Origin of the sequence: Ponticoccus litoralis (assembly GCF_039769985.1) — a bacterium.
GTDB classification, from domain to species: Bacteria; Pseudomonadota; Alphaproteobacteria; order Rhodobacterales; family Rhodobacteraceae; genus Ponticoccus; species Ponticoccus litoralis.
This window is the reverse complement of record NZ_JBDNCH010000002.1, coordinates 2,888,281-2,902,248: the sequence shown is the minus strand read 5'-3', so window position 1 is coordinate 2,902,248 and position 13,968 is coordinate 2,888,281. Positions and strand designations below refer to the sequence as shown.

General features: G+C 64.0%; 12 protein-coding genes and 1 pseudogene. 5 read left to right on the top strand and 8 right to left on the bottom strand.

Annotated elements, in window-relative coordinates; all coding sequences use genetic code 11:
* Positions 1–457: 457 nt before the first annotated feature.
* Positions 458–2,242 carry a replication initiation factor domain-containing protein gene (locus ABFB10_RS15480; RefSeq protein ID WP_347167189.1) on the top strand — a complete coding sequence of 595 codons (1,785 nt, stop codon included), beginning with the start codon at positions 458–460 and terminating at the stop codon, positions 2,240–2,242.
* A 530-nt stretch (positions 2,243–2,772) separates the two neighbouring features.
* Here ABFB10_RS15480 and ABFB10_RS15475 read toward each other — a convergent pair.
* Together ABFB10_RS15475 and ABFB10_RS15470 are read right to left on the bottom strand one after the other, a co-directional pair.
* A complete protein-coding gene (locus ABFB10_RS15475) occupies positions 2,773–3,567 on the bottom strand; it encodes a NotI family restriction endonuclease (RefSeq protein ID WP_347167188.1) in 795 nt (264 codons plus the stop codon).
* A 44-nt stretch (positions 3,568–3,611) separates the two neighbouring features.
* Positions 3,612–4,769, bottom strand: coding sequence for a DNA cytosine methyltransferase (locus ABFB10_RS15470; protein WP_347167187.1), 1,158 nt, complete (start codon positions 4,767–4,769; stop codon positions 3,612–3,614).
* Between the two features lie 213 nt (positions 4,770–4,982).
* Between ABFB10_RS15470 and ABFB10_RS15465 the strand changes: the two genes are divergently transcribed.
* The gene (locus tag ABFB10_RS15465) at positions 4,983–5,249 is read left to right on the top strand and encodes a pyocin activator PrtN family protein (RefSeq protein WP_347167186.1); all 267 of its coding nucleotides are present in this window, start codon (positions 4,983–4,985) and stop codon (positions 5,247–5,249) included.
* 794 nt (positions 5,250–6,043) lie between these two features.
* Complete coding sequence (locus ABFB10_RS15460; RefSeq protein ID WP_347167185.1) at positions 6,044–6,439, top strand: (R)-mandelonitrile lyase; 396 nt, start codon at positions 6,044–6,046, stop codon at positions 6,437–6,439.
* 145 nt (positions 6,440–6,584) lie between these two features.
* On the opposite strand, the gene ABFB10_RS15455 is transcribed toward ABFB10_RS15460, so the two are convergent.
* Positions 6,585–7,316 carry a GntR family transcriptional regulator gene (locus ABFB10_RS15455; RefSeq protein ID WP_347167184.1) on the bottom strand — a complete coding sequence of 244 codons (732 nt, stop codon included), beginning with the start codon at positions 7,314–7,316 and terminating at the stop codon, positions 6,585–6,587.
* A 132-nt stretch (positions 7,317–7,448) separates the two neighbouring features.
* On the opposite strand from ABFB10_RS15455, the pseudogene uxuA reads away from it, so the two are divergent.
* A pseudogene (gene uxuA, locus ABFB10_RS15450) lies at positions 7,449–8,658 on the top strand (mannonate dehydratase).
* Positions 8,655–10,115 (top strand): mannitol dehydrogenase family protein, encoded by a 1,461-nt coding sequence (locus ABFB10_RS15445; protein WP_347167183.1) that lies wholly within the window; start codon positions 8,655–8,657, stop codon positions 10,113–10,115. The pseudogene uxuA and the gene ABFB10_RS15445 overlap by 4 nt, the downstream one beginning before the upstream one ends.
* A gap of 40 nt (positions 10,116–10,155) precedes the next feature.
* Here ABFB10_RS15445 and ABFB10_RS15440 read toward each other — a convergent pair whose 3' ends face one another.
* The 5 genes from ABFB10_RS15440 to ABFB10_RS15420 all read right to left on the bottom strand — a co-directional run bounded on the left by ABFB10_RS15440 (position 10,156) and on the right by ABFB10_RS15420 (position 13,752).
* Positions 10,156–11,412, bottom strand: coding sequence for a D-amino acid dehydrogenase (locus ABFB10_RS15440; protein WP_347167182.1), 1,257 nt, complete (start codon positions 11,410–11,412; stop codon positions 10,156–10,158).
* A gap of 21 nt (positions 11,413–11,433) precedes the next feature.
* Positions 11,434–11,772: a RidA family protein gene (locus ABFB10_RS15435; protein WP_347167181.1), complete on the bottom strand. Its 339-nt coding sequence runs from the start codon at positions 11,770–11,772 to the stop codon at positions 11,434–11,436.
* A gap of 305 nt (positions 11,773–12,077) precedes the next feature.
* Positions 12,078–12,890: a sensor histidine kinase gene (locus tag ABFB10_RS15430; RefSeq protein WP_347167180.1), complete on the bottom strand. Its 813-nt coding sequence runs from the start codon at positions 12,888–12,890 to the stop codon at positions 12,078–12,080.
* Positions 12,891–13,012: 122 nt separating this feature from the next.
* Positions 13,013–13,210, bottom strand: a complete 198-nt coding sequence (locus ABFB10_RS15425) for a Crp/Fnr family transcriptional regulator (RefSeq protein WP_347167179.1) — start codon at positions 13,208–13,210, stop codon at positions 13,013–13,015.
* On the bottom strand, positions 13,207–13,752 hold the full coding sequence (locus ABFB10_RS15420; protein WP_347167178.1) for a Crp/Fnr family transcriptional regulator: 546 nt from the start codon (positions 13,750–13,752) through the stop codon (positions 13,207–13,209). Before ABFB10_RS15420 ends, ABFB10_RS15425 begins: the two co-directional genes overlap by 4 nt.
* Between the last annotated feature and the right edge of the window lie 216 nt (positions 13,753–13,968).

Below are 13,968 nucleotides of genomic sequence, written 5' to 3'. Positions count from 1 at the left end.
CACCCAGCATCAGCCCGTCCCGGCAACAGCGCGCAGCGCCCTCATCCTTTTGATCTTTGAACTAGGGCCGAAGGCCCGCAACGCCCACAGGGCGTCCCCGACGCCCCGTGTTCTTTCAGCTGCGGTGAGCATAGATTGGGTGGAGTGACAGGGTATGTGACAGGGTCGACCAGAGGTCTGTCCTGTCACATACCCTGTCATTGAACCCTTGGAATACCCGAAAAAGAATTACCAGATTTCGGCTCGCTATCCGGAGACCAGGTCCTCCGGCAATTATTTATCAGGCAGATACCGAGCCGGCAGAGGCCGGATGGTCCTGAGAAATAAGGGGCATACCTCTGCCTTGACGAGATAAGCCGACGGGGGCGGCATTTGCTTCGATGCCAATCGATCCAGCAAAAAGCAAAGGATGGTCGCTGCAACGACCGCCCTCTCACGGGATCGAGGATCCCTCTGGATGGAGTCAATTATGTCCGAAAAGCACCTGGAAAGCAACATCGAGGCACCCGCCCTGACAGGTCAGCCCCCGTCCTGTAACACGGGGGCAAAAAAAACTGCCCACCATAATTCCGACCAGAAACACCCCAGGACAAGGAAGGGAAGGCCAAAGCTTACTCAACATGAGAAAGACCAGATCGACGACGAGAAGAAGTCCAGCCCGCTGACTGTCGATCTCGAGAAGATCAGCTCGATCTCCACTATGTTCGAGACCTTCGAATTCGACTGGTGGGAAGGTACTGTGCTGAGCGCGAAGACCATCTCAGGTCATTTCGACCCTGACTATCCAGACGAAGAGCGCTCCGCGGCTACAGCGCTTGTCGGCATAGTCCGGGAGATTGGCCTCCTACCGAACTTCGGCAACATTGGCGGTCAGAACGGATACCGCGCCAGCATTCCATGTCACCCTTCCATCGGCGAACTCGACGTCCACGCAACTGTGTCTCACGCCAGCCGGGATAGCATGCCTCACATTCATTTCTATGGTGCAGGCGGTGCATGTCCAGTCCACGTAGAGGCTTACAAGCGGGCATCAGTCCCAACCCTGCTCTCGAGGGCGGATGTCAGACTCGATATTACACGCCCCTGCCTTTTCGAGGACCTGACCGAGGCGCTGATCCGTCATGAAGCTGAGCGCGACGACGCCCGCAGGAAGAGCAATCCGGGCTCGAAGCCGACGAGCTCTTACCGTGTAATAGATTCCGGTCACCAAGGACGAACCCTCTACTTAGGAGCCCCTACTTCCAGGTTCCGGCTGCGCATTTACCAGAAGGACTTGCAGCGAGCTGCGGCTGGGGAGATCCCCTGGTCTGAGGCGGACCCTGACCTCTTCCGCATCGAAGGCCAGTTCCGTCCAGACTCCGGATCGAAGATGAGCTACGCGCTCATGAGTGCGTCGGAGATGGCGCGGAGCAATCCAACTATGCGACGCGTCCTTCGCACCCTAGGCGAACTGATCGGCGTCGATGGTGAAGTCGAGATCGTGAAGGCCCGCGAGATCGCGAAAGCCCGGACAGCCCGGAGCTCCGCCGATCATGGGATGCGTCAATACGCTGCAACTTTCGCGCGTGCTGCGCTTTCCGATCTGGTCGAGGAACAGGCGCGGGAAGTCACGCACTTTGAGGAACTCGCAAAATCTGGAGATACTGAAGACCTTACCCCGGTCGTCCTCCCCCCTACTGCAGATGATGTATCAGAACGTGCAATCCGAGATTTTCGGGAGTGGATGTTTGCCTACCCCGTCGCTCAGGACGTCATCAATGCCTTCGGTCTCCAACTAACTGGGGAAGGTGTCGATGTCGCAACTGCGATCGTACAGCTCGCCGAGGAACAAGTGGCAAAAGGTCTACGCAACAAGCTCGCAGGAATGGCTGCCACGGTTGACATGTGCCACGAGTTTGGAGACGACGCCCGCGCGGCGGAAATCCTAGAAGCAATTGAAGGCCTCAAGGGCGAAGTGGCTAGGATCGAAGATTTCTACGGTAACAAATTGCAGAACGTGTGGATCGCTCGTCTCTCTGTCCGGGATTACTTGGATGGACTCGAAAATTATATCGCGAAGCTCCACCATCTCCCGGGCGAAATGGAAGACGTCAATATCATCCAGCTCTCCGACTACTTGCCGCAGCGATCACAGTTCGCGTTGAGACCAGGTCTACATATTCAGCTGGGCGGTATTCCCTTCGAGATGTCCCAATTTAGCTACCTCGACGCTACGGACGCTCTGATCTCCGGTGCAATGTGACTTCAAAAAACCCAAAGACGGACTCCCGCCAAAGGCGGTCGCGAAGCGACAACAACATTGCCATCAGCCCGGCGCTCCGGGCTGATCCAGAAATTTCACGGAGACATTGCCTCTAGGATTCATGCTCGAACTAGAAGCCGTGGACGGGTCGGAAAGACCCCTGCATCAAGAAGAAGAAAGACAGTTCATCCTCCGCGCACTTCGCCACAATCTTCGGGTTCGCTCTTGCTGTATGCAGCCGGATCTACCCTCCTGGCGACATCGAGGTCCGGTGCTGAGGTAGTTTTCCCGGCGCCGTCACGCACATCTCATCCGCGGCAGCAGTGCTTGAGCAAGGATCCAGGATCGTACCGGCCTTTATCTTTCCGACGGTCAGGCAGTTGCCTTGAGCGAGCTCAGGACCATTGCTCCGTCTGCCAGTCGCACAGCGACAGGCAGTGTTCCTTCGCTCCCGGTACCGGTCGCTCCGATACCGCATCTAGCGGCACGTCGCCCCCGGCCCTTCCTCTACGTGGACGTCCGACGAAGTGTCAGGTATGCCGCGAGAGGGCACCGCTAATCTTTGCCTTGAAATCATCGATCGCCGGGGCTTCCTTGTACATGATCGCGTTCTGAAGGCTGGCGTGGCTCGTTCCCTCTACGCGGCTAATTTTTGGACGGAACTCACCCGGGCGAGTGGGGTCATCTTCGAACACGTAGGTCATGAAAACAATGTTCACGGTCTTGTCCCGGACGTTCGGAGTACGCATGAAGTCGGCCTTGTCGATTACCGATTGATATACCTGATCTTGGATCACGGCGATGATCTTGGTGCCCCAGTGATGATGGAAATACCCTTTCCGGACCAGCTGTGTGATATACCGCTTGTAGACGTTGTCCCAGTTGAACCCGTAGGTAGGTCTCTTAGGAAGCTCCAAGCCACCTCGGAGAGCATCGTACGCAGGGTATGCGGATCCAGTTATATCAACCGCCTGTAGCTCGACGGACAGAAAGTTCCCGATCGCCCCATCATCGTCTTGGTCCGCGATGACAAAGTCCACATTGCCGAACCCTGACATTTGCACCTCCGACGCGATCATCGGATTCTTGGGGGGATCGAAGGGCCAACAATGGTCGATCACTTCCTGCAGCCAGTCCACCTGGTAGAAACGCTTCGGGCAGACACATATTAGGTCGCGCTCCGTCTCTCGCGGCTTGCCCTTCGAACCCCTCCAGAGTGAACATGTCGGATAGGGTTCGTTCCCGCCGAGATTTGTAGATCTCTTGGGGCACTCCGTCTTGATGAAAGGACAGATGTAACCCGAATCCGCCGGCGCCACTCCCATGGTGGCGCGCCTCCCCGAGGACTTCGCCAATGGCGTCCCGGGGGTCAAACGGCATGAAGAACGCCCCGCTCCACGTCGAGGGGCACATCGCCGCTTCGCGCAGCATCCGCGGCCATTACTGCCTCCGCCACAGCCTTACCAAGCAGCGGAGGAACAGCATTTCCCACTTGCACGAACTGCTCTGTCCGGGATCCCTTAAATTCGAAGAAGTCAGGGAAAGCTTGCAAGCGCGCGGCTTCACGGACAGTGAAAGACCGGTTTTGCGTCGGATGGATGTAAGCGCCCCAGTGTACATCGCATTTGGTCAGAACCGTACAGGACAGGTCTGTCTTCCTGGGGCGACCGTAACGCTTTGTGTGGTCGGATCGCTTCGCCTTTTTCATCCCTTCCGGGAGGAGGTGGAAGGGAATATCGCGCCACGAACCACCTTCGGGAATGCTCTCCATCCGCGCGAGATTGATCTTCGACAGACGAGTGGCCGCATGGTTACTGACTGCTGTCCGGTCTCCCCTGAGAAGCGCTTGGTAGCTATTCTGCGGACCAGTGGGATACGTCTCATTCCCTCGGTCCTCACCGTTGAGAAGCTCTGGCAAATCCGAGATCGCGTCCCACACAGTGACAAAAGGCTCCAGTTCAGGTCCATGGCTCGCGGTGGGGAACAAGATCGGGCACTCGTCTTCCTTCGTCGCGATGAAGAACACCCTGCGTCGCTCTTGGGGCACTCCAAATTCCTCGGCCTTCAAAGTCTTCATGTCCACCCGGTATCCGAGTTTCCGCATCCCGGCCTGGATCTCCCGAACGATACCCCCTCCTGCGATGGAGGTGATCCCGGTCACGTTCTCCATAACGATCCACCGCGGCTGGATCTCCGACACCATCCGTAGGTACTCTTTGAAGAGCCCTGCCCTGGGATCATCCACCCCGCGCCCATGGTTGTAGACACTGTAGCCCTGGCAGGGAGGTCCGCCGACAATGACGTCGACTTCGCCGGCCTTCACGCCGGCCGCTGCGAGCATGTCCGCAGCAGAGATCTCCTGAATCGGTCCATGGACGAACTTTGCTTCAGAGTGAGTTGCCTCGAAGGTAGCACCGAAAGTCGCATCGATGTCTTGCCCGGCGAGCACATGAGCTCCAGCTTGGCGGAAGCCTTCAGACAGTCCACCGGCTCCGCAAAATAGGTCAATAGCAGTCCAGTCGCGCATGCCCGCCTCCATTTAGTTGTTTTCGTCCAACTGACCACATCTGCGCATCTTGGGCAAGATTCGCGACAGATTTAGTGAGACTGGACTTATGTTCTCAATATGTTCCTGCAATCAACCACTTTTCGGCAGAAGGAACCGCTTTTCGTCATCTCAGCCGGTTGCGGGCCGAAATCCGCGGCATACAGATTCTATGTCACTGCCATGGAGATCTTAATGCAGAACGAAACCGCAGCAGCCCTTTACCAAGAGTTCGGGCGCCTGGTCGTCCCTGTTGACGATGTACGCACGTCCTACTTCTCTGAGTACGGGTGGGACACTTTCCGCCGTAAGCTGTTCTCAGGTGCCCTCAAACTGCCGTGCCTCCAACTCACGGAGGGTCAAAAAGCAAAGCTCTACGTCGATGTCCGCGATCTTGCAGACTACCTTGACGCCCGGCGTGACGCCGCACGTCGCGATCTTCGCCGGAAGTCCGTCGTGTAGACCTGAGATTTTCGACAGCGCCCACCAAGAGCCCCGCCCGACGGCGGGGCTTTTTTCGTACCTGAAGCGCCGCGTACGCTCAAATGTACGCCTGAGACCGCTTGGCAGGATCAAACACCCTTAAATACTGAACTAAGACGGGAGCAACGGTCCAGTCCATCATCGGGGCGACGGAGAGGCGGGCGGCCCGGTGAAGGTCCGAAACTGCTTGTCTTTCTGGCTCTTCCGTCATCCACCCCACTCCTGCTTCCGCCCATGCCCGGGCCTTTTGCGCCCGTTGTCGGGGACGGTGCAACACAATGTTGCACCGACGCCGCCTGTTGCACCGCCCTTCGGTGCCCTGCCCTTTCGACCGCGCAACCGCGCGGCCGAGGTCGGGGCCCGGCCTGCGGGGACACGATCCCGCCCCCGGCTCGATACATCGCCCGGGCCACGCCGTCTCGACCCACCCCTTGGCGGTCGGTGACTGCCCCGCGACACGCGAGCCGGACAAGTACCATTTCGGACCCTCGGAAGAAAGACGGCGCTGGGTGGGTCACAGCGGCGGCCCGCAAAACGAAGCGCGGCGCGTTCGGCCTGACAGCCCACGCAGATACGCCTCCCCCTGAACCGCGCGATGAACAACCGGCAGGCGCAGAAAGACGCCGGGGCCGCGTGTCACGGCTTGCCTTCTGCGCGGGCTGGCCCAAGCTGGGCCGGGCGATGCCCGTGGCCCGCGAGGGTCTCGACGGTCGCGCGCCCTGAAACATCGCGGCCCGGCCCGGCCCCGCCGCCACACCAAGGGAGACTTGTCCATGAAGATCATCCGAGCCGGAAGCACGCCCTCTGCCCCCGGCCCCGAGGAGTATTTCACCGGAACCGTGCGCATCGACCCGATGTTCCAGGCCGAGGCGCCGGGCCGCACCAGCGGCACCCATGTCACCTTCGAACCCGGCGCCCGGACCGCGTGGCACACCCACCCGGCGGGACAGACCATCATCATCACCTTCGGGCGCGGTCGGGTGCAGCGCGACGGCGGCCCGGTCGAAGAGGTCACGGCGGGCGACGTGGTCTTCTTTCCGGCTGAGGAAAAACACTGGCACGGCGCAGCGCCCGGGACCGCCATGTCGCATATCGCCATTCAGGAAAGCATCGACGGCACGCCTGTGATCTGGCTGGAGAAGGTTTCGGACGCCGATTACAACGGCTGACGCCCCCCGCGCCGCCTGTCCATGCGGCGGCGCGGCGATGCGCGGCAGCGGCACAGCGGCCTGTGCATGCGCGCTGTCGCCATCGTCGAGGCGCCGGGCGTTCGCCTCATCCCCTGCGCAGGCCGCTGTACCCCGCCGCTGCTGCTCAGTCTGACGGCAGGCCGTCTTCTCGATATCCCTGAATCGGGGCATGGACCGGCTGCGGAAGCGCCCCCTCGGGCAGTTCGAAATAGGCGGCGTTCGCCGCCACGATCTGCGGCAGCTCCGACAGGACCTCGCGCAGGTGTCGGCGCACCGCCGCATTGGCCTGCGGCACCGCGCCCCGTTCGATGGCATCGACGATGGCCCCGTGCTGCGCGATCAGCTTGCGCTGCGGGAACTGGCCCAGCGACAGGAAGCGCACCCGGTCCATCTGCGACTTCAGCCCCTCGATCTGCTTCCATGCCCCGCCCTTCCCGGCGGCTTCGGCCAGCGTGCGGTGAAACAGGTCGTCATAGCCGAAGAAATCCTGCGGGGTGTCCTGCCCCACCCGTGCCTGGTGGTCCAGTTGCGCCCGCAACTCGCGGATCACGGCGGCATCCTGCTGCAAGGCGAGGATCTTGGCGATATCGGCCTCGATCGCCTCGCGCAGGAAACGGGCATCCAGCACGGCATTGTAGCCGATCCGGCTGACGATGGTGCCGCGCTGGGGCAGGATCGCCAAGAGGCCCTGATCGGCGAGGCGGATGAAGGCCTCGCGCACAGGCTGGCGGCTGACGTCGTAAAAGCGCGCAACCTCGGATTCGGACAGGCGGTCGCCGGGCTTCAGGTCGACCTCGGATGATCCGTTCGCGCAGGATCCGCGAGATCTGCCGCGTGATCGGCGTCGCAGGATCAAGCGACCAGCTTTCCCGGATATCTGCCCGCATCGTTCATCCCCTTCCCGGATCACTCTACCATACTTCCATACTAGAGATTAAATCCGCAGGATGATAGGCCCGTGCCAAAGACATCGACTCGGGAGGACAGCATGAAACAGACCTGGCGCTGGTTTGGACCCAAAGATCTGGTTTCAACGGAGGACGTGGCGCAGGCGGGCGCCGAGGGCATCGTTTCGGCGCTGCACCACGTGCCGACCGGCGCCGTCTGGACGCCCGAAGAGATCGCGCAGCGGCAGGCCGAGATCGCGCATATGACCGACGGCAGCCCCTCGGGGCTTGACTGGGCGGTGGTCGAAAGCCTGCCCGTCTCCGAGGACATCAAGAAGCAGCAGGGCGCGTGGCGCGAGCATATCGCCAACTACAAGACCAGCCTGCGCAACCTCGCGGGGGCGGGGATCGAGGTGATCTGCTACAACTTCATGCCGGTGCTGGACTGGACCCGCACCGACCTTGCCTGGCGGCTGAAGAGCGGCGCAAGCTGCATGCGCTTCGACCTTGTGGATTTCGCCACATTCGACCTGCATATCCTCGCCCGCCCCGGCGCGGCGGAGGATTACGACGAGGCCCTGCGCGACGCGGTACGCCCGCCGCTTCGCCGCCATGGACGATCCCGCGCGCGAGGCGCTGGCCGGCAACGTGGTCTTCGGCCTGCCCGGCGCGGCGGAACGCTTCTCGCTGGAGGATGTGCGCGCCCATCTCGCGGAATACGCCGCCCTGTCCGAGGACAGCCTGCGCAGCCACCTGATCGACTTCCTGTCCGAGGTCGCGCCGGTCGCGCAGGAACTGGGGCTGCGCCTGTGCTGCCACCCGGACGATCCGCCCTTCCCGCTGCTGGGCCTGCCGCGCATCATGTCGACAGAGACGCAATACGCGCAGGTCATGCAGGCGGTCGACATTCCCGCCAACGGCATCACGCTGTGCTCGGGCTCTCTGGGCGCGCGGCCCGACAACGACCTGCCGGGCATGATGCAACGTCTGGGCGAGCGCGTGCATTTCCTGCACCTGCGCAACGTCAAACGCGAAAGCACCGAGATCCGTGGATCGTTCTACGAGGCCGAACATCTGGGCGGCGACACCGACATGGTGGCGCTGATCGAGGCCGTGCTGGTCGAAGAGGCACGGCGCCGCAAGGCAGGCCGGGCCGACTGGTCGATCCCCTTCCGGCCCGACCATGGGCAGGACATCCTCGACGATCTCGGGCGCCGCACGCAGCCCGGCTATCCCTCGATCGGGCGGCTCAAGGGGCTTGCGGAACTGCGCGGCATCATCGCCGCCCTGTCGCCGCGCGTGTCCGCATGACCCGCCTCGGCACGCCGGACAGCCTGCCCGGGACCGTCGCGCGGCCCGGCTACGATCCCTCGGCCCATGGCACGGGGATCGTCCACATCGGCCTTGGCGCCTTCCACAAGGCGCATCAGGCGGTCTACACGGACGACGCGCTGACCGCCGAGGGCGGCGACTGGCGCATCATCGGGGTCAGCCTGCGCAGCCCCGAACCGGCAGAGGAACTGACGCCGCAGAAAGGGCTTTACACGGTGATCGAACGCGACGTCGACGGCAGCCGCGCCCGCGTCATCGGCGCGCTGGCCCGCGCGCTTTGCGCCCGGACCGACGCGCAGGCGGTGATGGCGGCGCTCTGCGCGCCCGAGACGCGGATCGTGACGATCACCGTCACCGAAAAGGGCTATGGCCTCGACCGCGCCACCGGCGGCATCGACCGCAGCCACCCCGCCATCGTCGCCGACCTCGCCACGCCCGAGGCCCCGCAGGGCCTTGCGGGCCTTCTGGTCCGGGCGCTGGCGCTGCGCCACGCGGCGGCTGTGCCGCCCTTCACCGTACTCAGCTGCGACAACCTGCCGGACAACGGCGCGCTGACCCGCTCGCTGCTGATCGACATGGCGCGGCATGTGGCACCCGACCTCGTGGACCACATCGCGACCGGGGTCGCCTTCCCCGGCAGCATGGTCGACCGGATCACCCCCGCCCGCACCCCCGCCACGCTGGCGCTCGCGCAGGAGATGATCGGCGTAGAGGATCACGCCGCCATCGAGGCCGAGAGCTTTCGCCAATGGGTGATCGAGGACCGCTTCCCCACCGGGCGCCCCGCTTGGCAGGCGGGCGGCGCGCTCTTTGTGCCCGAGGTGCGCCCCTTCGAGCTGATGAAGCTGCGGATGCTGAACGGCGCGCATTCGATGCTGGCCTATGCGGGCTTCCTTGCCGGGCACCGCTACGTGCGCGACGTGATGGCGGACCCGGCCCTCGCGCGGCTGGTCGAGCGGCACCTGCGGGCGGCGGCGGGCACCCTGGACCCGCTGCCCGGCGTCGATCTGGACGGCTACGCGCAGGCCCTGTCGCGCCGCTTCGCCAATCCGCATCTGGGGCATGAGACCTACCAGATCGCCATGGACGGGACCCAGAAGCTGCCGCAGCGCATCCTTGCCCCCGCCGCCGAGGCGCTGCGGCGCGGACAACCGCTGGATGCCTTCGCCTTCGCCAGTGCCGCATGGATGCGCTACACGCAGGGGCGGCAGGATGACGGCACCGGCTACGCCCTGCGCGACCCGCGCGAAGAAGACCTGCGCGCCGCCGCCCAAGGCGAGGATGCGGGCGCGCTCTACGACCGTCTGGCGCGGCTTCCGGGGCTCATGCCCGAGGCCCTGACCGCGGCGCCGGACTGGCGCGCGGCGGTGGTCTCGCGTCTCGATCTCATGATGCGGCAGGGCATGCCCGCCGCCCTCATCGCCGAGGCCGACTGACGCCCTGCCCCAAGGCAGGCGCGCCAGCCGGCTGTACCGGTCAGTTGTACCGGTCCGCCGTCAGCCCGTCGAAAGAGATCTCGGGCTCACGGCCAAGCACCACATCCGCCACCGCGCGGGCCGAGCCGCAGGCCATGGTCCAGCCCAGCGTGCCGTGCCCGGTGTTGAGGAAGAGGTTGTCGTAGCGCGAGCGCCCCAGCACCGGCGTGCCGTCCGGGGTCATCGGGCGCAGGCCGGTCCAGCCCTCGGCCCGGGACAGGTCGCCGCCGCCGGGAAAGAGATCGTTCACCACATGGCGCACCGTATCGGTGGCATGCGGCCCCAGCCGGTCGGAATAGCCCGCGATCTCGGCGGTGCCCGCAACCCGGATGCGGTCACCCAGCCGGGTGATGGCAACCTTGTGCGTCTCGTCCATGATCGTCGATTGCGGCGCCGCCGCATCCTCGACCACCGGCAGCGTGACCGAATAGCCCTTCACCGGGTAGACCGGCAGGCGGATCCCGGCGGGCGTCAGCAGCTTCGGCCCGTGGCTGCCCAAGGCGCAGACATAGGTATCGCCGGTGATGCGCCCCGCGATCTCGGTCTCGATGCCCGCCACGCGCCCGTTTTCAATGGCGATGGATCGGATCGTCTGGCCGTATTGGAACTCCACCCCCATCTCGACGCATTTCTCGGCCAGCGCGGTGGTGAACATCCGGCAGTCGCCGGTGCGGTCCGCCGTCAGCCGCAGGCCGCCGACGAATTTCTCGCGCACCCGCCCCAGCGCCGGTTCCGCCGCGATGCAGCCCTCGCGGTCCAGCACCTCGAAGGGGGAATCGTACTCGGCAAGGATCTCCTGATCCGCCATGGAGCCTTCCAGCTGCTTTTCGGTGCGGAACAACTGCAGCGTGCCCTGCTCGCGCCCGTCGTAATCGATCCCGGTCTCGGCGATCAGGTCGGGCATGACATCGCGCGAGTAATTCGAGATCCGCACCATGCGGCTTTTGTTCACCCGGTAGCGTTCGTCATTGCAGTTGCGCAGCATCTGCACACCCCAGGCCCACATGGTCGGGCTGATCAGCGGCCATATGAACAGCGGGCGGCGCTTCATGAAGAGCCACTTCACCGCCTTCACCGGAATGCCCGGCGCGGCCCAGGGCGAGGTCATGCCGTAGCTGAGCTCGCCCGCATTGGCATAGCTGGTCTCGAGGCCCGGCCCGGCCTGCCGGTCCAGCACCGTCACCTCGGCGCCCGCCCGGGCAAGGTAATAGGCGGTGGTCACGCCGATCACGCCCGCCCCCATCACGATGATTTTCATCCCACGTCTCCTTTCGGGCGGTCAGCAGGCCGCCGTCACGATAATCTCGACCTTCAGCGTGTCGCGGGCAAGGCGGGCCTCGCCGCAGGCGCGCGCGGGCGCCTCGCCCTCGGGCACCCAGGCATCCCAGACCGCATTCATCTCGGCAAAGTCGGCCATGTCGGACAGCCAGACGATGGCCTGCAGGATCTTCCCGCGCGAGGATCCGGCCCGCTCGAGCAGCGCGTCGATGCGGGCAAGGCAGTCCTGCGTCTGCTCGGTCACGGTGGCGCCCTCGCCGACCTGACCGCAGAGATAGGCGGTGCCATTGTGCTTGACGATCCGGCTCATCCGGGCGCCGGTGTCGATCCGTTCGATCATGTCTTCTGTCCTGTCCTGACGCGCGACCCGCGGGCCCCGGCCCGCATTACCGCCTTTCCCGGCGGGATGACACTCCGGCGGCGCAACGGGGTCAAGGGGTCGGCCACCGGCCAGCGCGGAAATGCCCGCGCCGTGCCAGCCCGGGACCGGCCCGCCCCGGTCAGGCCTCTTCGTGCAGCGCCTCTAGCGGCACCTTCATGTCGATGATCAGCCAGCCATTCTCGACCCGGCGCGTCTTTTCGGCGCCCAGCTGCATCGCAGAGGCCTTGATCAGCATCGAGCCAAAGCCCTTCTGCGCCCCTTCGTCATAGTCCTCGTACCGTCTCGCGCCAGGTCAGATGCAGCCCCTCGGGCACCATGGTCCAGGTCACGGCGATCTCTCCGTCCTGGCGGTGCAGCGCCCCGTATTTGGCCGAGTTGGTCGCCCATTCGTGGAAGATCAGCACCAGCGAGGTCACGGCCTTGGCGGGAACCATGACCTCTGCGCCGCTCAGCGCAATCGTCTGCTGCGTGCGGGCCGGGGCCAGCACCCGCTCCAGCAGGGCCGCAAGCCCAAGCGGCTGGGTGCTGTCGGTCTTCTTCATCAGCGAATGCGCGCGGTCCAGCGCCGCGACGCGCCCGCGCAGGTTGTCGACCAGGGCGGATTTGTCCTCGCTTTCGCGCGCCGCGCTCGAGATCATCGCCGAGACCAGCGCAAAGAGGTTCTTGATGCGGTGGTTCATCTCCGCAAGGTGCAGTTCGCGTTCGGCCAGCAGCTCCTGCTCGGTGGTCACGTCAAAGCTGACCCCGGTGATCTTCGGCATGCCGTCGCGGATGCCCAGCCGGGCCACGCCCCGCACCCAGCGTGCCGTGCCCGAGGGCAGATCGAGGCGAAAGACCTCTTCGTAGACGGCGCCCTCCGTATCGAGCGCCGCAAGCGCGCCGAAAACCCGCTCGCGATCCTCTGCATGCACCCGGGACTGCATCAGCGACTGCGTCACCTCGGCGCCGGGGTCGATTTCGAACAGCGCGCGGCAGGTCTCGTCCAGAAGCAGCGCCCCATCGTCCGGGTCATAGTCCCAGCGCCCGATCCCGGCATAGCCGAAGGCAAGGTCAAGTGACGTTCCGGATGGCGACATCGGGGGCAAATCCTTCGCGGCAGGGCGTGTTTGGGGGCAATTTCACATCGGCTCGGCGGAGTCGCCACCGGGGCAACACCACGCCGTTCCAATGTTAACTTTCATGACCAAGTGTCAACCGGTCAGGTCAGTTTAAGCGGCCCGTTGCCGTAAAGGTAAGCGGGATCAAAGCTGCCCAAGGCCCACAACGCCTGACTGTCCAGCACCGTGACCTGCCCGCGCGAGATATCCACGACACCGGTTTCCCGCAGCTTGCGCACGACCCGGTTCATATGCACCGATGTGGTGCCGCAGGCATCCGCAAGCTCCTGCTGGGTCAACGGCAGGGGGAAGCCCCCGCCGAGGCAAGATCCACGAAATCGAGACGCCGCCAGAGTTCCGCCACCAGATGCGCGACGCGCCCGTCGGCGCTGAGCCGTTCCAGTTTCATGATCCACTCGCGGTGCATGGCCGCGTCCAGCAGGGTCGAGTACCACAGCATCCGCGCCAGGTTCGGTTCGGTCCTCAGCACCTCTTCGATGCGCGCGTGCGGCGCATAGCCGATCTGCACGGTGCCGATGGAAACAACGTCATGATCCAGGCGTTTCAGGGCAAAGGCATGCAGGTCGACGAAATCCCCCGGCACGTGCAGCGCCACGATATGCCGCTTGCCCTCGGCATGGATGACGCGGGCAACGAAGCCTTCGATCAGCATGGTGCTCTGCTGCAGCACGGCGCCGCGTTCCAGGATGACATGGGGTCCGGTGAAGCGCTCTGTCCGCTCGACAAGCCCTTCCAGCACGCCCTTCTCACGCGCGGTCAGGGCCTCCCGAGAGCGGCCCTGAAGGAACCGCCGGGTGTTCGGATAGTCGTCATCGGTCATGCGTGCTCCTGCCCGGTTCCGGATCGGACAAACCCGCCCCGGTGGGAATATTTAACATTTGTTAATAGGATTGCCACGGCGAGGCACCACGCGAATTGCGGGAACAACGCGCGGAAAGCGGATTTCGCCTCACACAGGTGGAATTTAATCCCCGCCCGCGCGCCTCCGGGGCCGCATCGGAACGGGGTTTTCGTTTAAGAAATGACATACTCGAAT